Annotated in this window: 20 protein-coding genes; 15 read left to right on the top strand and 5 right to left on the bottom strand. The window is 74.2% G+C overall.

Features of this window, described 5'->3' with window-relative positions; all coding sequences use genetic code 11:
- The first annotated feature begins 2 nt into the window (after positions 1 to 2).
- The 7 genes from ABWU78_RS10220 (at position 3) to ABWU78_RS10190 (ending at position 5627) form a co-directional block, all read left to right on the top strand.
- Entirely contained in the window at positions 3 to 1760 is a 1758-nt protein-coding gene (locus ABWU78_RS10220; protein WP_439158267.1) for a Gp37-like protein, read from the top strand.
- A 15-nt stretch (positions 1761 to 1775) separates the two neighbouring features.
- Complete coding sequence (locus ABWU78_RS10215) at positions 1776 to 1976, top strand: hypothetical protein (RefSeq protein ID WP_439158266.1); 201 nt, start codon at positions 1776 to 1778, stop codon at positions 1974 to 1976.
- A 21-nt stretch (positions 1977 to 1997) separates the two neighbouring features.
- The gene (locus ABWU78_RS10210; protein WP_439158265.1) at positions 1998 to 3287 is read left to right on the top strand and encodes a hypothetical protein; all 1290 of its coding nucleotides are present in this window, start codon (positions 1998 to 2000) and stop codon (positions 3285 to 3287) included.
- Positions 3284 to 3727, top strand: coding sequence for a hypothetical protein (locus tag ABWU78_RS10205; protein ID WP_439158264.1), 444 nt, complete (start codon positions 3284 to 3286; stop codon positions 3725 to 3727). The genes ABWU78_RS10210 and ABWU78_RS10205 overlap by 4 nt, the downstream gene beginning before the upstream one ends.
- Positions 3728 to 3738: 11 nt before the next feature.
- Positions 3739 to 4059, top strand: a complete 321-nt coding sequence (locus ABWU78_RS10200; RefSeq protein WP_439158263.1) for a hypothetical protein — start codon at positions 3739 to 3741, stop codon at positions 4057 to 4059.
- Positions 4060 to 4127: 68 nt separating this feature from the next.
- Positions 4128 to 5135 carry a M15 family metallopeptidase gene (locus ABWU78_RS10195; protein ID WP_439158262.1) on the top strand — a complete coding sequence of 336 codons (1008 nt, stop codon included), beginning with the start codon at positions 4128 to 4130 and terminating at the stop codon, positions 5133 to 5135.
- Positions 5136 to 5141: 6 nt separating this feature from the next.
- Positions 5142 to 5627, top strand: coding sequence for a hypothetical protein (locus tag ABWU78_RS10190; RefSeq protein ID WP_439158261.1), 486 nt, complete (start codon positions 5142 to 5144; stop codon positions 5625 to 5627).
- A gap of 66 nt (positions 5628 to 5693) precedes the next feature.
- Here ABWU78_RS10190 and ABWU78_RS10185 read toward each other — a convergent pair whose 3' ends face one another.
- The 5 genes from ABWU78_RS10185 to ABWU78_RS10165 all read right to left on the bottom strand — a co-directional run bounded on the left by ABWU78_RS10185 (position 5694) and on the right by ABWU78_RS10165 (position 8514).
- The gene (locus ABWU78_RS10185) at positions 5694 to 5954 is read right to left on the bottom strand and encodes a hypothetical protein (RefSeq protein WP_439158260.1); all 261 of its coding nucleotides are present in this window, start codon (positions 5952 to 5954) and stop codon (positions 5694 to 5696) included.
- A gap of 75 nt (positions 5955 to 6029) precedes the next feature.
- Complete coding sequence (locus ABWU78_RS10180; protein ID WP_439158259.1) at positions 6030 to 6404, bottom strand: hypothetical protein; 375 nt, start codon at positions 6402 to 6404, stop codon at positions 6030 to 6032.
- 644 nt (positions 6405 to 7048) lie between these two features.
- On the bottom strand, positions 7049 to 7330 hold the full coding sequence (locus ABWU78_RS10175) for a hypothetical protein (RefSeq protein WP_253051200.1): 282 nt from the start codon (positions 7328 to 7330) through the stop codon (positions 7049 to 7051).
- Positions 7331 to 7360: 30 nt separating this feature from the next.
- Positions 7361 to 7777 (bottom strand): PPOX class F420-dependent oxidoreductase, encoded by a 417-nt coding sequence (locus ABWU78_RS10170; RefSeq protein ID WP_439158258.1) that lies wholly within the window; start codon positions 7775 to 7777, stop codon positions 7361 to 7363.
- Positions 7774 to 8514, bottom strand: a complete 741-nt coding sequence (locus ABWU78_RS10165) for an SDR family NAD(P)-dependent oxidoreductase (protein WP_439158257.1) — start codon at positions 8512 to 8514, stop codon at positions 7774 to 7776. Before ABWU78_RS10165 ends, ABWU78_RS10170 begins: the two co-directional genes overlap by 4 nt.
- 305 nt (positions 8515 to 8819) lie before the next feature.
- Here ABWU78_RS10165 and ABWU78_RS10160 point away from each other — a divergent pair, with 305 nt between their 5' ends.
- The 8 genes from ABWU78_RS10160 to ABWU78_RS10125 all read left to right on the top strand — a co-directional run bounded on the left by ABWU78_RS10160 (position 8820) and on the right by ABWU78_RS10125 (position 19525).
- Positions 8820 to 10037, top strand: coding sequence for a toxic anion resistance protein (locus ABWU78_RS10160; protein ID WP_439158256.1), 1218 nt, complete (start codon positions 8820 to 8822; stop codon positions 10035 to 10037).
- 77 nt (positions 10038 to 10114) lie between these two features.
- Positions 10115 to 10687 (top strand): hypothetical protein, encoded by a 573-nt coding sequence (locus ABWU78_RS10155; protein ID WP_353708069.1) that lies wholly within the window; start codon positions 10115 to 10117, stop codon positions 10685 to 10687.
- Positions 10684 to 12429 carry an AAA family ATPase gene (locus ABWU78_RS10150; protein ID WP_439158255.1) on the top strand — a complete coding sequence of 582 codons (1746 nt, stop codon included), beginning with the start codon at positions 10684 to 10686 and terminating at the stop codon, positions 12427 to 12429. Before ABWU78_RS10155 ends, ABWU78_RS10150 begins: the two co-directional genes overlap by 4 nt.
- The gene (locus tag ABWU78_RS10145) at positions 12426 to 13769 is read left to right on the top strand and encodes a hypothetical protein (protein ID WP_353708067.1); all 1344 of its coding nucleotides are present in this window, start codon (positions 12426 to 12428) and stop codon (positions 13767 to 13769) included. The genes ABWU78_RS10150 and ABWU78_RS10145 overlap by 4 nt, the downstream gene beginning before the upstream one ends.
- A complete protein-coding gene (locus ABWU78_RS10140) occupies positions 13766 to 14791 on the top strand; it encodes a glutamate ABC transporter substrate-binding protein (RefSeq protein WP_439158254.1) in 1026 nt (341 codons plus the stop codon). The genes ABWU78_RS10145 and ABWU78_RS10140 overlap by 4 nt, the downstream gene beginning before the upstream one ends.
- Positions 14788 to 15894: a hypothetical protein gene (locus tag ABWU78_RS10135; RefSeq protein ID WP_253051192.1), complete on the top strand. Its 1107-nt coding sequence runs from the start codon at positions 14788 to 14790 to the stop codon at positions 15892 to 15894. The genes ABWU78_RS10140 and ABWU78_RS10135 overlap by 4 nt, the downstream gene beginning before the upstream one ends.
- Complete coding sequence (locus ABWU78_RS10130) at positions 15891 to 18248, top strand: tetratricopeptide repeat protein (protein WP_439158253.1); 2358 nt, start codon at positions 15891 to 15893, stop codon at positions 18246 to 18248. Before ABWU78_RS10135 ends, ABWU78_RS10130 begins: the two co-directional genes overlap by 4 nt.
- Positions 18245 to 19525, top strand: coding sequence for a PP2C family serine/threonine-protein phosphatase (locus ABWU78_RS10125; protein ID WP_439158252.1), 1281 nt, complete (start codon positions 18245 to 18247; stop codon positions 19523 to 19525). The genes ABWU78_RS10130 and ABWU78_RS10125 overlap by 4 nt, the downstream gene beginning before the upstream one ends.
- The last annotated feature ends 13 nt before the right edge of the window (positions 19526 to 19538 follow it).

The raw sequence follows: 19538 nt of genomic DNA, 5'->3' as shown, positions 1-19538 counted from the left end.
GTGTGCTCGCTGACGACCTGACCGTCGAGGTCCGCGACATCACCCTGGCCCGCCAGGGCATCATCCTGCCGCGCGACCTCGACCTGACGAGCCGCGTCGTGCACTGCGGCGTCGGCGAGTGGACCCTCACCCTGCCCGCCGAGCACCCGCTCACCCCCGTGCTGCGCACCCCCGGCGCGGGCCTGATCGTGACCGGCCCGGACGACGTCCTGTGGTCCGGGCCCGTCACGACCCCGACCCTGGACGCCGGCACCGACGACCCAGCCGGGCTCGTCACGATCACGGGCGTGACCGACGACGTGCTCGCCGCCGACGCGACCGCCTGGCCGCAGCCCGCGAACGGGAACGTCGCCACCCAGGCCGCGGGGTATGACAACCGGTCCGGGCCCGCCGAGACCGTGATGCGCGCCTACGTCGCCGCGAACATCGGCCCCACCGCCCCCGTATCGCGCCGCGGCCTGCTCGCCCAGCGCCTCACCCTGGCCCCCGACCTCGGGCGCGGGACCAACGTCGTGAAGTCCGCACGGTTCCCCGTGCTCGGCGAACTGCTCACCGAGATCGCGACCGTCGCCGGCCTCGGGTGGCGCATCGTGCAGCGCGACGACGTCCTCGTGTTCGAGGTATACGAGATCGCCGACCGCACCGCCACGGTCCGCCTCGACGTCGCCAACGGCGGCCTGGAGTCCCAGTCCGCCGCGACCTCACCGCCGGCCGTCACGCACGTCCTGGTCGCTGGGCAGGGCCAGGGCGAGGCCCGCACGCTGCTCGAACGGTCCACCCCCGAGTCCGTCGCCGCTGCAGCAGCGTGGGGCCGGCGGATCGAGCGGTTCAAGGACCAGCGTCAGACCGACGACCTGACCGAGCTGCAGCAGGCCGGGGACGAGGACCTCGCCGACGGCGGCTTCACCGCGACCAACGTCGCCGCCGTGCCCGCCGAGATCCTCGGCATGCAGTACGCCCGCGACTGGCGCGAGGGCGACCACGTCACCGTCGTCCTAGACGGCCAGGAGACGACCTCCACCGTCACCGCCGCCACCCTGCGCGCCTCGGCGGCCGGCGTCCTCGTCGGAGCCGACATCGGCGACGTCACCGGGTTCGACCCCAACGTGGCGCTGTCGGGCCGGGTCGAGGACACGGCCCGGCGCGTGTCCCAGCTCGAGCGCGTCGCCGAAGCGAAGAACGTGTTCGACGCCGCGGCGATCACGACGGGCCGGCTCGCGTGGGCTCGGCTGCCGCTCCCCGCCGCGCTCGGCACCGGTGTCGACCTGGACAGCATCACGACGCCGGGCGACTACACGCAGTCGTCCAACCCGGCCGCCGCCGGCGGGACGAACTACCCGGCCCCCTACGCGGGTCTGCTCGAAGTCGCGGCGAACGCGAACGGCTCGATCGTGTACCAGCGGTACACCGTCTACCGCGGCGGCAGCGGCCTGACCTACACCCGCTCGTGGTCTTCGAACGTCTGGGGGCCGTGGGTCAAGGCGGGCGACCAGCCGTTCGCGCAGGCGGCAGGGCGCAACGCCGTCGCCGCCTCCGGCATCACGACGATCACGTTCCCCGCGGGGCGGTTCACCGTCACCCCGGTCGTCACGGCCGTCGTGCTGAGCACCACCGGCGACCAGGTCTCGGTCGTCTTCACCTCGGCCCCGTCGGCGACCTCCTTCGAGGCACGCCTGTTCACCATCGTCGGGGCATCTCGCATCGCTGGGGCGATCGCCTGGACAGCCGTACAGATGACCCCTACCTCAGCGATCGGCTAACCAGGGGGCTGGGCCATGGACGAACTGGACGACACACCAGACGAGATCACTCCGGGCACCGTCCCGGACGAGGACCGCATCACGTGGATCGTCACGTGCCGGACACCGGGGTGCGAGAACGCAGATCAGCCGGTCCACGTGCTCGCCCCAGAGCACGAGCCGCACGTGGTCTGCGGGCCTTGCGGGAACGAGATCACCAACCTCATCCACCTCTGACGCGCACCACCAGGAGGACTCATGGCCATCACGGCGTACCCCTTCGACGACGAGGACACGACCGAGGCGCAGTACTCGGCCCTGTTCCGTGAGCTGCAGGACACCGGCGTCGTCGGCGCGTTCGGCGACGGCGCGCTGCGCGTCACCGCGGACTCGACCGGGATGAACGTCAAGATCGCGGCCGGGTCCGCGATCGTGCGGGGGCACTTCCTGTCCTCCACCGTGACCGAGACCCGGACCGTGGACCCGGCCGAGTCCCAGCCGCGCCGAGACATCGTCGTCGCCCGCCTGGACCCGTCGGACAACTCGATCACGCTCGCCGTCGTGAAGGGCACCGCGGCGACCAACCCCGCAGACCCCGCCCTCACCAAGACCGACGCCGGGATCTACGAGATGGAGCTCGCGCGCGTCACCGTCCCCGCGGGTGCGGTCACGATCGCGCCCGGGAACGTGCAGGACCTGCGCCCCTACATCGGGCACCGGGTCGGCATCTGGTCCGACGCCACCCGCCCGACGTCGGCACGCTGGGGCAAGGTCGGGCTCAACACGACGACCGGGGTCTGGGAGTACTGGACCGGTGCCGGGTGGACCCCACTCGCCCCCGTCGTCGACTGGGACACGATCCAGGGCAAGCCCGCAACGTTCCCCTCGACCTGGGGCAGCGTGTCCGGCAAGCCGACGTCGTTCCCCTCGACCTGGGGCACCGTGTCCGGCAAGCCGACGTCGTTCCCCCCGTCTGCGCACACGCACACCGCGGCGAGCATCCCGACGACCGGATCGAACGTGCAGGCCGACATCGACTACATCGCCGGCCGCGCGACATCGGCGATCGCCACCGCCGTCGCCGCGAACAACAACGCGAACGGTCGTGCGCTGTCCTTCGCCGGAGACGCGAACGCCGTCCGCTACTGCGCGGGCCCGACCGCCAGCCAGTACAACCACCAGACCGGATCCAACCGGTTCGCCGTGTGGATGGACGACACGCTGCAGTTCGGGCGCGCGACATCGTCGCGCCGCTACAAGGACCACATCAACACCTGGGGCATCGACACCGCGGCGGTGCTCTCGATCGAGCCCAAGACGTTCCACCGCAAGGTCGACGACGACGGCGTCATGGACTACGGCGCGATCGCCGAGGACCTCCACGACGCCGGGCTGACCGAGCTCGTCTACTACGACGAGGAGGGCCGACCCGACGCGATCCGCGACCACCTCGTCCCCTGGGCGCTGCTCGCCGTCGTCCGCTCCCAGCATGAGCAGATCGCCGCGCTCGCCGCGCGGCTCGACGACGTCGAGGAGGTCCGGGCATGAGCGCGGCGCTCGCCCTGTGGGGCAAGGTCCAGGAGCCGAAGGTCGTCACGTGCCTGCACTGGGTCGCCTACCTCGTCGCGCTCGGCGTCGGGCTGTCCGCGCTCGTCGATCCGCCGTCCTCTGTCGCGGGCGAGCTCGGCCCGGTGCTCACCACCATCTGGGCCGCGTTCTTCATCCTCGGCGGCGCGCTCGGCGTCGTCGCTACCCTGCCCGGCATCTGGTGGCTCGAACGCGCCGCGGTCATCGCCTGCATCACCGGCCTCGCGGTCTGGGTCATGGTCACCGTCGTCCTCGAGCTCACGATCCCCGACGGCAACCGGTGGCCCCAGGCCGGCGCGCTGCTGATGCTCGCGGCTCTGCTCGCCGTGCGCTGGTTCCGCATCCGGAGGTACGCCTACGACCCCGAACCACCCGTCTCCCGCAGGCACGACGACGACTGAGAGGCGGGGCCTTGATCGACCTCACCACCGCCCAGGCCTGGGCCGCGCTCATCGTCGCGGTCGGCGGCGGAGCCCTCGTCCCCACGATCGCCAAGGGCCTCACGGCGTGGCTGTCCGGCGCAGCCGCGCGCGAGCGAGGCCGCAACGCCGGGCTCGTGCGCCAGCGCGACGACGCCTACGCCCGGCTGCGCACCACCGAGACCGAGCGCGACGACGCCTACCGCAAAGCACGCCGCTACGCCGAGAACGCCTCCGAGCTGCGCGGCTGGCTCCTCGAGCTCGGCATCACGCGCGATCAGCTCGACGCACGAGCGCCCTGGCCGCGCGACTAATCACTCCCCCACCCCACGGCCCCGGCCGCCCGACGGCGACCGGGGCCTCGTCACGCTCAGGAGGCACCGTGGCCACATCACAGAACGGTTGGCCGGCGTTCAGCTCGGGTACGCACCCCGACCTCGTCGCGATCCCGCACGTCGCGGGGCGAGTGCGGCGCGGGGACGTCGCGACGATCTTCATCTACCTCAACGACCGGTTCGACCGTGAGGTCGAGGACCTCGACGAGGCCGCCGGCCAGCCGCAGGACGACTGGGGCTGGGCGTCGCGCCCGATCATCGGCAACCCCACCGACCTGTCCAACCACGCGTCCGGCACCGCGGAGGACCTGAACGCGACCCGGCACCCCCTCGGCAAGGTCGGCACCTTCACCAGGCCCCAGGTCGTCGCGCTGCGCGCGATCCTCGACGCGCTCGGCGGCGTCGTGCGCTGGGGCGGGGACTACCCGGGCCGCAAGGACGAGATGCACTTCGAGATCAACGCCAGCCCCGCGCGCGTCGCGCAGGTCGCCGCCGCGATCCGCGCCGGGCAGCTCGTGTCCAACCCGTCCGGCGGCACGCCCACCATCACGATCCCCACCGTCCCGGGCGCGCCCGCGCCCATCACCCCCCGACTGGAGGACGACATGTCCGTGCTCGCCCGTACCGCCGCCGACGCGACCGTCTGGCTCGGCGACGGCATCACCCGCCGCAAGATCACGTCCCTCGTCGAGCTCGAGCGGCTGCAGTTCCTCGCCGGCCGTGGCCTGCTCTCGATCGCCGACGGCGGGCGGGTGCAGACCGTGCCCGACGTCGCGCTCCTCGGCGTCGACGTCGAGTCCGTCGCCGGGCGCGTGTGGGCGCACCCGCTCACGCACACCCTGTCCGGCCGGGCAACCCCCGCCGCCGACTTCCTGCGGTACGAGCCGGCCGAGCACAAGGCGACCCGCACCGTCCTCGCGACGGCCGTCGCGGAGGCCGTCGCGCGCATCCCCGGCGTCGACCCCAACGTCGTGCGCGACCTCGTCGCCGAGGGCATCACCAACGGGCTCGAGGCGATCGAGACCACGACCACCGTCACCGTCAAGAAGGGCTGAACCACCGTGACCACGTCCACCCAGCAGGCCCACCCGGTCCGCGCCTCGTGGCGCACCGCGGCCCAGACCGTCATCTCCGTCGTGCTCGTGCTCGGGCTCGTCGCCCCGCTCGTCGCGGCGATCCTGCACGACGAGCTCGGCGCGTACCTGCCCGACCGATGGCTCGCGTGGGTCGTCGCCGCGGGCGCGGTCCTCGCCGCCGTCTCCGCGGCCCTCGCGCGCATCATGGCGATCCCCGCCGTCGACGCCTGGCTGCGCCACCTCGGCCTGTCCTCGACGCCGAAGGTGGTCGAGTCGGACGACGACGGCGTGCACAACATCACGACCCTGTCCGCGGCCCCCCGCCGCAAGGGCGACCACGTCACGACCGACTCGGGCAGCGTGTCAGGCGTCATCTTCTACGCCGAGCAGCGCGAGGACGGCTGGCACTACGGCGTCCGCCTCGACGGCTCCGACCGAGTGGTCATGTTCCGCGAGGCCGACCTCGCCTGACGTCTCCGCACTCGACCGTGCCCCCGCTCCTCCCCCGTGGAGGGGCGGGGGCGCTTTTCGTCGTTCTCAGAAGGTGATGCCGTCGATCTGCGAGCGTAGCTCGCGCTCCCGCCGCTCTGTGGAGGCGCGCCATCGCTTGAGCTCGACCAGGTCGCGTTCCAGCCCGACGACCGCGGCACCGAGCGTGCCAAGGATCTCGTCGACGTCGCGGCGGCCATCGGCCGCCTGGTTCTCAAGCGTCTCGATGAACAGCGTGCTCACGGGCAACGATTCGAGGTCGTCGCCGAGGAGAGCACGAAGATCTTGGAACGGGTTCTCGTTGGACATGGCCCGACGGTACGCCCGTGCCACATGTGGCGGAAGGGTGAAGTCCCGTCAGGCCCGCTGGTCATTTCGCTCCGTTCAGCCGCCCTGTCCGTCGATGCCCGGGACCGATCCGTCGTCGGCGCGCGCAGGGAAGGCCGGGATCGCCTCGTACATCTCGCCGGTCTCGTCCCGGAACCGCGGCAGCGGCCCGTCGGAGAACGGTTGAAGGCCCACTCTCTTCAAGTGCGCCGCGTACCCGGACTTGCGGATCGCGTCGGTTACGGCGAGCGCGACGGCGTAGTCGTACCGGTGTGGGCCAGGGATGCCTTGGAGGACGACGTTCCCCGTGTCGTCGATGTCGATCATGGTCGTCTCGAGAGCTGTCCGGTCGACGACCTCGACCTCTACCTCGAAGGCGGCTCGGACCCAGCGGTGGAAGACCGGTTGCGGCTCGTTCGGTTCGTCAGTCATGGCAGTGCATCCTTCCGGCTTCCACCGACACGAGTCGAGGCCCACTGGTCACCGCGTCGAGCGACCCGAGGCCCCTCCGCCCACGCTTACCCCACGGAAACGACCGGCGACCGCGAGTCGCGGAATCACTGCCGTACATCCCGAATAGACGCACGTCCATAGCCCCAGGAGAATCGTCCATCGCTGTCTATTTATTCTGCACCTGCGTCTATATATTCCGAACTTGGGAATCCGTAGGTTGCAGGTTCGAGTCCTGCTCGGGGCACCACACGTGACCGGTGCGAACACGCCCCGGTACAGCCCCCGTTCGTTCTCGCGCCGCAGGCCTCCGTACGCGTCGTCGTCCCCGGAGCGCCCATTCTGAGTCGTCCTCCGAGAACGCGGCGCCCGCTCCCGGGCCGATCTCTCGACCGTAGGCCCCGGAGCGGTGGTGGCGAGAGGTGGCGAGGACCTGGACCCCCCTCCTACGGTGGACGGGCGGCCGAGGTGCCGCAGGGGGCACCGGTCGGTGAAGAAGCCCGCGGCCGGTGCACCTCTTCGACGGGCCACCGCCCGCCGGAGTGTTCGAAGGCGTCCCTGCTCCTCCACGTCGAGGGGCGGGGGCGCTCGTCCGGGACGCGGTCCGGGCCGACGTCGCGGCAGGGTCACCCGTCCGGTTCGACGACGTAGCCCGCGCGCTCGACGGCGGCGAGGAACGCCGCGAGGTCGGGCGCCTCCCGCAGGAGCGACCCGAGCGTGCCCTCGTGCAGCGTGGCGGTGAACGTCGCCGTCGCGAAGGGGTGCGTGACCGGCGCGGTTCCGGGCAGCGGGGGCGGCACGGAGGCGCTCACGAGCACGCCCGGCTCGCCGCGCACGACGAGCACGACCCGCCCGTCCCGCAGGACGCGGTACCGCGGCACCGTCCCGTCCGTCCTCGCGTCGCCCACGGGTCCACGGTAGGGCCCGGCCGCCCGCGCTCAGCCGAACGACGGCGCCGTCGCGTGGTCGATCTCGACCAGGTAGGCGTGCCGCTCCTCCCCGCGCGGGTAGGGGTTGCCGGTGTAGAGGACGGAGAGCCTGTCGACGACCGCCCAGCCCACGTCGCCGTCGAGCACCTCGACGACGCGTCCGCGCAGGGTCGCCATGACGTAGGGGTTCCCGGTCTCCGTCACGGACACCGCGACGCGCGGGTCGCGCGCGAGGTTGCGCGCCTTGCGCGAGCCGGGCCCGGTGAGGAACGCGAGCCGGTCCCCCTCCCAGCCGACCCAGAGCGGCACGACGTGCGGGCCGCCGTCGGGCAGGACGGTCGCGAGGTGCGCGACGTGCGGTCCGGCGACGAGCGTGCGGGCGACCTCGGGGACATGGGCAGGCCCGGGGACGAAGCCGGCGTTCACACGATCGCCCCGCACGAGAGGTCGACGACGACCCCCGTCGTCGCGCCCGCGGCGTCGGACGCGAGGTACACGGCCGTGCCGGCGACCTCGGAGAGGCGGGGCAGGCGGCCGAGCAGCGTGTCCTGCACGAGCACGGGCAGGTCGTCGTCCGACGCGCCGACGGTCTCGGGCGTGAAGTTGGGCCGCAGCCCGACGACGCGCACGCCGTGGCGGCCGACCTCGCCGGCGAGGCTGCGCACGAGCGTCTCGATCGACGCGCACGCGAGGCTGAACCCGCCCATCTCGTGCCGCGACTCGCGCGCCGCCGTCGACGACAGCATGACGATCGCCCCGGACCCCTGGGGGATCATGTGCCGCGCCGCGGCGGTCGCGGTGAGGAAGTGGGTCGTCGTCGCGGACACGACCGGCGCCACGAAGTCCTCGAGGGACATGTCGACGAGCGGGACGTCCTGCAGCGCGTCGTACGCGACGGCGTTGAACGACACGTCGAGGCTCCCCGCCTGCTCGACCACCGCGGCCGCGTGCGCGTCGACCGACTCCTTGTCCGTCGCGTCGACGACGGCGGGGTGCGCCTGCCCGCCGGCGGCGCGGACCTCGTCCGCGAGCGCGTCGAGCGTGGCGGCCGTGCGTCCCGCGAGGAAGACGCGCGCGCCCGCGGCGGCGAACGCGCGGCTCACCGCCGACCCCATCGACCCCGCGGCGCCGTAGACCACGGCGTTCTTCCCGGCGAGCTGCATCTCTCGGTCCTTTCCCCGGTGGTGGCGCGTTCGTCCACGGACGGTGGGCGCGGCGAACTCTCGCACACGGACGACGGCGCGCGCGGGCGGAACTCATCGGCCCCCCGGACGTTGGGTCTGGCATGGGGAGTTCTCACCCTCCCGATCCCCGGAAAGGGTAAAGATCAGGCCACCCGTCGTAGATATACTCGGCCGACCGGCGCAGGCCGGTTCCGCCCGGTTCGCCCGGGTCGAGGGGGAGGTCGCGAGGGCCGCCCCACCCGCCACCGACGGCGTCCGACGGCACGCACGAGCGAAGGACAGACATGACCGAGGCAGCACCGCTCCAGCCCCCCGCCCCGACGGAGACGCTCACGCTCAGCGCCCCGGAGCCCGTCAAGCCGGTCGCCGCCACGCAGGCGCCGTCGCTCGCGCCGCGCGTCGACGAGGCCGCGATCCCGGGCCTCGAGTCGAAGGTCTCCACCTACCTCGACCAGCTCCTCGCGACGGACACGCGCTCGCCCGACTTCGCGGCGAAGGCCGACGACATCCGCAAGATGGGCGACAAGGACATCCGTGCCGCGGCCGACGTGTCCAACCGCATGCTCGAGATGCCGGTCAAGGAGCTGCGCGAGGGCGGCGTCTCCGACAGCTCCAAGGTGAGCAAGTCGCTGCTCGAGCTGCGCCGCACGGTCGAGGACCTCGACCCGAGCGAGGCGAGCATGGGCAAGAAGTTCCTGGGCCTCATCCCGTTCGGCGGGAAGCTCCAGGACTACTTCCGCCGCTACGAGAGCTCGCAGAAGCAGCTCAACGCGATCGTCCAGTCGCTCTACAACGGCCAGGACGAGCTCCGCAAGGACAACGCCGCGCTCAACCTCGAGAAGCAGAACCTCTGGGACTCGATGGCGCGCCTCAACCAGTACATCTTCATCGCCGAGCGCCTCGACACCGAGCTCTCGACGAAGATCGCCGAGCTGGAGGCGAGCGACCCCGAGCGCGCCCAGGCCCTGCGCGAGGACGTGCTGTTCTACGTCCGCCAGAAGCACCAGGACCTGCTGACCCAGCTCGCGGTGTCCATCCAGGGCTACCTCGCGATGGACATCATCATGAAGAACAACGTCGAGCTCATCAAGGGCGTCGACCGCGCGACGACCACGACGATCTCCGCCCTGCGCACGGCCGTCATCGTGGCGCAGGCGCTCGCGAACCAGAAGCTCGTGCTGGACCAGATCACCGCGCTCAACACGACGACGTCGAACATGATCGCCTCGACCTCGAAGATGCTGGCCGACCAGTCGGCGAGCATCCAGCAGCAGGCCGCGAGCGCGACGGTCGGCCTCCCCCAGCTCCAGCAGGCGTTCGCCAACATCTACGCGACGCTCGACTCGATCTCGACGTTCAAGACGCAGGCGCTCGACTCGATGGCGCAGACCATCGGCGTGCTGGAGACCGAGACGACGAAGGCGAACGAGTACCTCGACCGCGCGCGCCGCTCGGACCAGTCCCAGGTCGGCAACGGCTCGCTCGACATCGGGCGCCTGTGACCCCTGGCGACGCCCGCCCTCCGTCCTCCCGCGGCCTGACCGCCGCTCCCCGCACGACAGATCGGACCCCGAGCTAGATGGGCTGGTTCTCCGACGTGATCGGCCGCCTCGGCGGCCGGTCCCCCGCGCCCGAGCCCGCGCTCGAGCTGCCCGCCCCGCCGACGTCGACCGAGATCCTCGCCTCGGTCGAGCGCGTGGAGCAGCAGATCGAGGGGCGGGTGCCGCCCGCCGTCACGGCGCGCGTGCACCGCATCACCGGGACGGTCGAGGAGATGGTGCCGCGCCTCGACCGCCTCGGCGGCGGGTCGCAGCAGGCGCACACCGTCGTCGCGACGGCCACGAGCTACCTGCCCGAGGCCGTCGGCGCGTACCTGCGCCTGCCACGCGACTTCGCCGACCGGCGGGTCGTCGCCCAGGGCAAGACGTCCCTCATGCTGCTGTGCGACCAGCTCGACCTGCTCGGCGTGACGCTCGACAAGATCTCCGACGCGGTCTCGCGCGCCGACGCGGCGGCGCTCGTCGCGCACGGCGCGTTCCTCGCGGAGAAGTTCCGCGACTCGTCGATCGCGCTCGACCCCGGGGCCGGCCAGGGCACGCCCCAGCCGCCGAGCGGCCCGGCGTCGGAGCCCGGACGACTGGAGGCACCATGACCGGCCCGGTGACCCCGAGCCTCGCGGCGGCTCTCGACGCGCTGGACGCCGCGGCGCGCGCCGCGGGCGTGGACGAGGAGGCCGCGCGCGACGAGGGCGCCCGCCTCGCGGCGGCCGTCGCCGAGTCCTCCCCCGGTGCCCCCGCCGCGTGGCTCGCGGCGCTCGGGCACGACCCCGCCGCGACGGGCGCGTTCTTCACGGCCGCGTCGAGCGCGCGGCGCTGGCGCACGTCGCCGACGGACGTCCTCGCCGCGCTCGGGGCGGCCCGCTCGAAGCACGCCGCCGCGTACGGGCAGGCGCTCGCCGACGTCGCACGCGCCGCCGCGCACCTCGGCTCCCCGGGCCCCCACGTGGCCGGGGCTGCCGCGGCCACCGCCGCGGTGCAGCAGTCGGGCGGAGCCCCGGCGCCGGCCTCGGTCGTCACCCCGGCCGCCGGTCGCACGCCGTCGGGCCCGACGCCGCTGCCCGCCGCGGGCGTGCCGCTCGCCACGCGCCCGTCGACCGGCGGGGCGGACCCGTTCGACCTCGGCGACCTGCTCGCCGCGCAGGGCTCGCTCGACGCCCTGCGGCGCCCGGCGCCCGAGGTCCCCTCGGTCGAGTCCATCCTCGACGCGCTCGGCGCGCGCCCGGCCGCAGCACCGTCCGGTGCCACGCCCGCCGCGCCGTCGGGCACGACGCCGGTCGGCGCGCCCACGGGCGGCGCCGACGCCACGGCCACCCGGTCCGAGGCGGCGACGACGGCCGAGGCCGCGGCCGAGGAGGAGCCTCCCCGCTCGATCGAGGAGCTGCTGGCCGAGCTCGACGCGCTCACCGGGCTCGCCCGCGTGAAGGACGAGATCCACCGCCAGACCGAGCTGCTGCGCGTCGAGAAGCTGCGCACCGAGGCTGGCCTGACCCGCCCGACGCTCACGCGCCACCTCGTGTTCCTCGGCAACCCCGGCACGGGCAAGACGACGGTCGCGCGCCTCGTCGCGGGCATCTACCGCGCCCTGGGGCTGCTCGAGAAGGGCCACCTCGTCGAGGTCGACCGCTCCGAGCTCGTCGCCGGGTACCTCGGCCAGACCGCGGTGAAGACCTCCGAGGTCGTCGCCACCGCGCTCGGCGGCGTGCTGTTCGTCGACGAGGCGTACGGCCTCGCGGAGGACCAGTACGGCGCCGAGGCGATCAACACGCTCGTCAAGGACATGGAGGACCACCGCGACGAGCTCGTCGTCATCGTGGCGGGCTACCCGGGCCCGATGGCGGACTTTCTCGCCACGAACCCCGGCCTCGAGTCGCGGTTCTCCACGACCATCACGTTCGAGGACTACGCCGACGCCGAGCTGCGCGACATCTTCGCGGGCATGGCGGCGAAGTCGGACTTCGAGCCGACGCCCGAGGCGCTCGACGTGTTCGCGCGCCTCGCCGCGGCCCAGCCGCGCACCGAGGGCTTCGGCAACGCGCGCTGGGCGCGCAACGTGCTCGACGGCGCGATCGCGCGCCACGCGTGGCGCCTCAAGGACACCGACGCGCCGACGATCGACGAGCTCCGCCTCCTGCTGCCGGTCGACGTCGTCGACGGCGAGGGCGCCCCCGCGCTCCTCGCCACGCTCGACCCGCCTGAGCCCGACGGCGCCCCGGACGACGCCCCGACCGCGGCCGCGCCCACCGACGACGCGCCGTCCCCCGACGTCGCGTCCCACGACGTCGCGTCCCACGACGCGTCCGAGACCGCCCCCTCCACCGCCGAGGAGAACGCATGACGACCACCCCGGTCCGCCCTGCGGGCCAGCAGATCGTCCCCGCGGGCGGCCCGGCGCCGGGCGCGCCCGGCCCGGCCGGCGCCCCGAGCGGAGCACCGAGCGCCGGCGTGTCCCGCGCCCGGGGCGCGCTGCGCCGCACGCCCGGCAAGCTGCGGCTCGTCATGGCGCTGTGCGTGCTCGCCGCCGTCGCGCTCGGTGCGCTCGGCTTCCAGGCGGGGAGCGTCCAGTCCCGGGCGCTCGAGGCCGCCGGCGAGGACACCGCGCAGCTCGTCGGCGTCCAAGAGGTCCGCAACGCGCTCGTCGCGGCCGACGCGACGGCGACCGGCGCGTTCCTCGTCGGGGGCCTCGAGCCCGCCGACCAGCGCGCCCGGTACGACGACCTCGTCGACCAGGCCGCGACCGGCCTCGCCACGCTCTCCGGGAGCAACGAGGGCGACGCGGAGCTGCTCGGCCAGGTCGCGGCCGACCTCACGGTCTACACCGGCCTCGTCGAGCAGGCGCGCGCGAACAACCGGCAGGGCTTCCCCGTCGGCTCGGCGTACCTCGACCAGGCGTCGACGATCCTGCGCGAGCAGATGCTCCCGGCGCTCGACGAGGTCGTGCTCGACGACGCGGACCGCGTCGCCGCCGACTTCTCGGGCGTCCGCAACGCGCTGTGGGTGCTCGCGGGCGGGCTCGTCGCGCTCGCGGTGCTCGTCGTGAGCCAGGTGTGGCTCGCGCGCCGCACGCACCGCGTGCTCAACGTCGGCCTCGCGGTCGCCACCGCCGTCGTGCTCGTGGTCGGCATCGTGTCGACGGTCCTGCTGGCCCAGGCGAGCTCGCGCGCGCAGGACGTGCGCACGGGGCCGTACGCCGCGACGCTCGCCGCGTCCCAGGCGTACTCGCTCGCCAACGACGCGAAGTCGATGGAGGCGTTCACGCTCATCAAGCGCGGGTCCGGGCAGGCGTACGAGGAGGCGTTCGTCACGGCGACCGACGACGCCACCGCGCGGCTCGACACCGCGGCGTCCGAGGGGATCCTCGACGGGACGACGGCCCAGGCGCTCGACGCGTGGGTGACCCGGCACGCGGACATCCGCGCGCTCGACGACGCGGGACAGTGGGACGACGCCGTCGCGCTCGCCACCGCGACGGACCCCGAGAGCCCCAACGCCGCCTTCGACGCGTTCTCCACGTCCGCGCGCGACGACATCGAGACCAACGCGGCCGCGACGAGCCAGCGGCTCGACGGGGCGGCGACGACCGCGACCGTCGCGGGCTGGCTCCTGCTCGCTGCCGGCCTGGTCGCCGCCCTGCTTGCGTGGCGCGGCGTGACCGCACGACTGGAGGAGTACCGGTGATCACGACGCTCGCCACCCCCGACCGGTCCGCCCGGAGCCGGCGCGCCGCACGGCGCCGCCGCACCGGCGTCGTCGGTGCCGCGCTCGCCGCGGCGCTCGCGCTGACCGCGTGCTCGGGCCCGTCCGGCGCGGACGACCTCCGCCTCACGGCGGCACCCCAGGACGAGGCCACCGAGGAGGCCCCCGCCGCCCCCGCGGCTCCCGCCGAGTGCGCGGACCCGCTCGCGTCCTACGCGCCCGAGGGTGCGCTGCCCGGTCCGGACGCGCTGCCCGGCGGGAGCACGATGGCCGCGATCCGCGACCGGGGGTCGCTTGTCGTGGGCGTCTCCGCCGACACGCTGCTCATGGGCGCACGCAACCCGCTGTCGGGCCAGATCGAGGGCTTCGACATCGACGTGCTCCACGAGATCTCGCGCGCGATCTTCGGCGACCCCGACCGCCTCCAGTTCCGCGTCATCACCTCCGGCCAGCGCCTGGAGGTGCTCGAGAACGGGGAGGTCGACCTCGTCGCCCGCGCGTTCACCATCACCTGCGAGCGGTGGGAGTCCATCGCGTTCTCGGCCGAGTACTACCACGCGGGCCAGAAGGTGCTCGTCACGCGGGACTCGACGGCCGGCGGGATCGCGGACCTCGAGGGCCAGCGCGTGTGCGCCCCGGAGGGCACGACGACGCTCACGCGCCTCGAGCAGTTCTCGGGCATCGAGCCCGTCCCGGCCACGACCCACACCCAGTGCCTCGTGCTGTTCCAGCAGGGCAAGGTCGACGCGATCACGGGCGACGACACGATCCTCGCGGGCTTCGCGGCCCAGGACCCGTACGCGAAGGTCGTCGGCGAGGCGATCAGCGACGAGCCCTACGGCATCGGCGTCCCGGCGCAGAACGTGGACATGGTCCGGTTCGTCAACGGCGTGCTGGAGCAGATGAAGTCGGACGGGCGCTGGGCCGCGATCTACGGCGAGTGGCTCGGGGGCCTCGGCCCCGCCCCGGCCCCGCCGACCGCGGTGTACGGCCGCACGCCGTGACCCGCACGACCGCACCCGAGGCGCCGGGACGGCTCGGCGAGGCGATCCCCGCCGCCGACCTCCTGGCGTACCTCGCCGCGCTCGAGACGTGGCTCGACGAGCGTCGCACCGAGCTCGACCGGCTCGACGCCGCCGCGCAGGCCGCCGCGACGCCCGACGTCTACACCGCCGACCTCGTGCTCGCGCTGTCGCTCTGGCAGGCGATCCGCACGCGCGCGGACGAGATCCGGCCCGTGTGGGACTCGGGCCGGGCCGACGCCGTCGCGCGCGAGAAGATCTCCCAGCTCGTCTGGGGGCGCCTCGACTCCGGCTCGGGCGCCGCGCTCGTCTCGCTCGTCGAGGCGGTGAAGCTGTGCGACGCGCTCGTCGTCCAGCTCCGCACCCGCCTGTCGTTCGACCCGCACACGGCCGACCAGGTCGCGCGGCTGCGCGGCGTGCGCGCCGAGCTCGTGCGCTGCGAGGACCTGGCGGGCTCCGACGCGGACGCGCGGGGACGCGTCGAGACCCTGCGCGGGCGTCTCGACCACCTCGTCGCCCAGGCCGCGCGCGGGGCCGACGTCGCGGGCCCGCTCGCGGAGCTCGAGACCGAGGTGGCGCGCGCCGAGCGCGACCTCATCGTCGCGTCGGCGCAGCGCCGCGAGCTGCGCCGCGACCGTGCCCGCACCGAGGAGCAGCGCGACGCGCTGGAGGCGCGCGAGCCCGCGCTGCGCGAGCTCGTCGCGCGGTGCCGTCGCGAGATCGCGCACCCGCCGCGGCTCGCCGTCCCCGACGTCTCGCGGCTCGGCCCGGTCCCCGACTCCCGCTTCGAGCTCGACGCCTACACGGCGCGACTGGCGACCGTCGCGCGCGCCGTCGAGACCGTCGAGGACGCCTACACGCGCCCGCTGCGCGAGCGCGCCGAGCTGCGCTACAGCCTGGAGCGGCTCGCCGAGAAGGCCGAGGCCAACGGGCGGTCCGCGTCACCCACGGTGCGCTCCGGCCACGCCGAGGCGCGCGCGGCCGTCGAGGCCGTGCCGTGCGACGTGACGCTCGCCCGCTTCCTCGTCGAGCAGTACCAGTTCCTCACCCGCGACCTGCCCACCCCGGAAGGAGCGTCGTCGTGACCACCACCGCGACCGTCCCGTGCTCGGAGCCCGGCTGCCCGGGCACCATCGAGGACGGCTACTGCAACGTCTGCGGCGCACCCGCCGGCGGATCCGGCGGCACGCCGACGGGGGCCGCGACCGGGACCTCCGGCGCGCCGGCACCGGGCACGGCCGCCGCCGCGTCGCCGTCCGCGATGCTCGGCACCGGGTTCGTCCAGGGCCGTCCCGGGACCGGGCCGTCCGCGGGCGCGGACCCCGACGCCGAGCGCTCGACGCGCACGGGCCGCACGAGCTCGAGCCGCCTCGCGACGGCCGCGCTCGGCTCGGCGCGCACCGCCGCGACCGGATCGAAGGCCACGCGCCGCGTCGGGACGTCGTCGACGCGCCTGCGCGGTCGCGGCCTCGGCGCGGGACTGACGACCGTCCCGTCCGTCCCCGCGCGCGACCCGCTGCAGTCCGTGATGGCGGTGCCCGAGGTCGCGGAGCGCAAGCGCTACTGCCCCGCGTGCGGCGAGAAGGTCGGCCGCGGCCGCGACGGGCAGCCCGGTCGGACGTCCGGCTTCTGCCCCCACTGCGGCAACCGCTTCGACTTCACGCCCCAGCTCTCCCCGGGCGACCTGGTCGGCGGGCAGTACGAGGTCGTGGGCTGCCTCGCGCACGGCGGCCTCGGCTGGATCTACCTGGCCCGCGACCAGAACGTGTCGGGCCGGTGGGTCGTGCTCAAGGGCCTGCTCAACTCGGGCGACCCGGACGCCTACGCGGCCGCGATCTCCGAGCGGCAGTTCCTCGCGGAGGTGGAGCACCCGCTCATCGTCGAGATCTACAACTTCGCCATGCACGACGGCGCGGGCTACACCGTCATGGAGTACGTGGGCGGCGAGTCGCTCAAGGAGATCCTCCAGGACCGCCGGGACGCCAACAACGGCGTGATCGACCCGATGCCGGTCGACCAGGCGCTCGCCTACGTGCTCGCGATCCTTCCCGCGTTCGCCTACCTGCACGACCACAACCTGCTGTTCTGCGACTTCAAGCCGGAGAACGTCATCCAGCAGGGCGACGGCGTCAAGCTCATCGACCTCGGCGGCGTGCGGCGCGCCGACGACATGACGTCAGCGATCTTCGGGACGGTCGGGTACCAGGCGCCCGAGGTCGCCGAGGTCGGCCCGTCGATCGCCTCCGACATCTACACGATCGGCCGCACGCTCGCGACGCTCGTCCTCGACTTCCGGGGCAACACGACGACGTACGTCGCGTCGCTCCCGCCGGTCGCCGACACGCCCGTGTTCCAGCAGTACGACTCGTTCTACCGCCTGCTCGCCAAGGCGTGCGCGCTCGACCCCGCGGACCGCTTCGCGACCGCCGACGAGATGCGCACCCAGCTCCTCGGGGTGCTGCGCGAGGTCGTGGCCGCCGACGCCGGCCCGGGCAACCCGGCGCTGCACTCGGCGGCGTCGGTGCTCTTCGAGGCGCCGGTCGCCGACGTGGCGGCCCGGCCGCTCGCCTGGGACGAGCTCCCCACGCTGCGCCGCGACGACCACGACCCGATGGCGAGCTGGCTCGCCGGGGTCAACGTCGTCGACCCGGACGCGCGGCTCGCCGCGCTCGCGGACGCGCCCGAGGACACCGTCGAGGTGCACCTCGCGCGCGCCCGCGCGGCCATCGAGGCGGGCCGCTTCGACGTGCTGCGCGGCACCATCGGCACGATCCTCGCCGACGACCCGTGGGAGTGGCGCGCGGCGTGGCTCGGGGGCCTCGGCGAGCTCGCGCAGGGCGACCCGGTCGCCGCGCGCGCGTCGTTCAACGCGGTCTACGGCCAGGTGCCCGGCGAGCTCGCGCCGAAGCTCGCGCTCGCGGCGGCCTGCGAGCTGAGCGGCGAGCCGGACATCGCGGAGTCGCTCTACGTGATCTGTGCCCGCACCGACGCCAACTACACGGCGCCCGCCGCGTTCGGTCTCATGCGCATCCGCGAGGCGCGCGGCGACCTCGACGGCGCGCTCCACGCGCTCGACCTCGTGGGTCCGACGCGCGGCTCGTACGTCGAGTCCCGCACCCTGCGCGCGCACCTGCTCGCCGAGTCGGGCCGCGGCCTGCCCGCGCTCGCCGACGCGATGGCGAGCGTCGCCGCGGTGTCGATCGCGCCGCGCGAGCGCGCCGAGCTCTCCGTCGGCGTGCTGCGCTCCGCGCTCGAGACCGTCACGCGGTCCGGGCCCGAGCCGACGACGCGGATCGCGGGGGTGCCCGCCGACGAGCCCGCGCTGCGCGACGCGCTCGAGGGTGCGTACCGCGAGCTCGCGTCGCTCACGGACTCGCGCGACGAGCGCATCACGCTCGTCGACCGCGCGAACGAGGTGCGACGGTGGACGGTCCGATGAGCGACGCCCCGGCACCCGCGCCCGACCAGGCCGTCCCCGACCTGGCCGTGCCCGACGACGCCGTCCCGGCGCCCGTGCTCGCGTGCCCCGCGTGCGGCGAGCCGTCGCCCGAGGGCGCGCGGTTCTGCGAGGCGTGCGGCACGCCGCTCGCCCCGCTCCCCCCGGCGGGCGGCTCGGACGACGAGGCGCGCCGCGACGCGGCGGACCTCGACGCGGCGGACGGAGGACCTGCCGGGCCCGCGACGTCGCAGCACGCGTCCGAGGAGGCGGCGTCCGCCCCGGACGACGGCACCCCCGAGCCCGACGCCCGGCCGTGCGTGCGGTGCGGGGGCCGCGTGGCCGAGGACGGGTACTGCACGGAGTGCGGCGAGCCGGCCGCGTCCGAGCGAGACCACTGGGCCGAGCGCCCCGCGACGTGGGTCGCCGGCGTGTGCGACCGCGGCGTGCGGCACTCCCGCAACGAGGACGCGATGGCCCTCGCCGCGAGCCCGTCCGCCGCCGCGGACCGCGCGTTCGCCGCGCTCGTCGTGTGCGACGGCGTCTCCTCCGCGCCCGACTCCGACGTCGCGAGCCTCGCGGCGGCGCGGGCGGCGCGCGACGTGCTCGCCGCGGGCGCCCCGGAGGGCACCTCCCCCGTGGTCGGCGAGCCGACGGCGCGGGTCGCCGCCTGGTCGACGCTCGTCGCGGACGCCTCGCGGGCCGCGCAGGACGCGATCCTGACGACCGTCGGCGCGATGGCCGACCGCGAGAACCCGCCGTCGTGCACGTTCGTCGCGGCGGTCGTCGACGGCCCGCTCGTCGTCACGGGCTGGGTGGGCGACTCGCGCGCCTACTGGATCCCGGACGACGGCGAGGCGCACCAGCTCAGCGTCGACGACTCCTGGGCGCAGGAGATGATGGCGCAGGGCATCCCCCGCGTCCAGGCGGAGAGCTCCCCGCAGGCCCACGCCATCACGCGCTGGCTCGGCCCCGACGCCCCGGACCCCGTCGCCCGGACGGCTGCCACCTTCCCCGACCGCGACGGCTGGGTGCTGGTGTGCTCGGACGGCCTGTGGAACTACTGCTCCCCCGCCGGCGACCTCGCGGCGCTGCTCCACGCCACCCAGGAACGGGTCGGTCACGACCCGCAGACGGTGGCGGGCGCGCTCGTGGACTGGGCGAACGCCCAGGGCGGCCGGGACAACATCACGGCGACGCTCGCGCGGTTCGACAGGTCGTCGGACGCGGCCTCCCCCGAGCTCGACCCCGACCTCGAGACGACCGTCCCCACGACCTGACGGGCCGCGCGCC

The sequence above is a fragment of the Cellulosimicrobium sp. CpK407 genome (assembly GCF_051844275.1).
Taxonomy (GTDB): Bacteria; Actinomycetota; Actinomycetes; order Actinomycetales; family Cellulomonadaceae; genus Cellulosimicrobium; species Cellulosimicrobium cellulans_G.
The sequence above is the reverse complement of the archived record's forward strand: the minus strand, read 5'-3'. Positions and strand labels throughout refer to the sequence as shown.

What these genes read in the sequence shown, in the direction of transcription:
- ABWU78_RS10180 (WP_439158259.1), bottom strand. Translation starts at nt 6,404, where the DNA reads ATGACTGACGAACCGAACGAGCCGCAACCGGTCTTCCACCGCTGGGTC.
- ABWU78_RS10160 (WP_439158256.1), top strand. Translation starts at nt 8,820, where the DNA reads ATGACCGAGGCAGCACCGCTCCAGCCCCCCGCCCCGACGGAGACGCTC.
- ABWU78_RS10165 (WP_439158257.1), bottom strand. Translation starts at nt 8,514, where the DNA reads ATGCAGCTCGCCGGGAAGAACGCCGTGGTCTACGGCGCCGCGGGGTCG.
- ABWU78_RS10125 (WP_439158252.1), top strand. Translation starts at nt 18,245, where the DNA reads ATGAGCGACGCCCCGGCACCCGCGCCCGACCAGGCCGTCCCCGACCTG.
- ABWU78_RS10215 (WP_439158266.1), top strand. Translation starts at nt 1,776, where the DNA reads ATGGACGAACTGGACGACACACCAGACGAGATCACTCCGGGCACCGTC.
- ABWU78_RS10155 (WP_353708069.1), top strand. Translation starts at nt 10,115, where the DNA reads ATGGGCTGGTTCTCCGACGTGATCGGCCGCCTCGGCGGCCGGTCCCCC.
- ABWU78_RS10205 (WP_439158264.1), top strand. Translation starts at nt 3,284, where the DNA reads ATGAGCGCGGCGCTCGCCCTGTGGGGCAAGGTCCAGGAGCCGAAGGTC.
- ABWU78_RS10150 (WP_439158255.1), top strand. Translation starts at nt 10,684, where the DNA reads ATGACCGGCCCGGTGACCCCGAGCCTCGCGGCGGCTCTCGACGCGCTG.
- ABWU78_RS10185 (WP_439158260.1), bottom strand. Translation starts at nt 5,954, where the DNA reads ATGTCCAACGAGAACCCGTTCCAAGATCTTCGTGCTCTCCTCGGCGAC.
- ABWU78_RS10145 (WP_353708067.1), top strand. Translation starts at nt 12,426, where the DNA reads ATGACGACCACCCCGGTCCGCCCTGCGGGCCAGCAGATCGTCCCCGCG.
- ABWU78_RS10210 (WP_439158265.1), top strand. Translation starts at nt 1,998, where the DNA reads ATGGCCATCACGGCGTACCCCTTCGACGACGAGGACACGACCGAGGCG.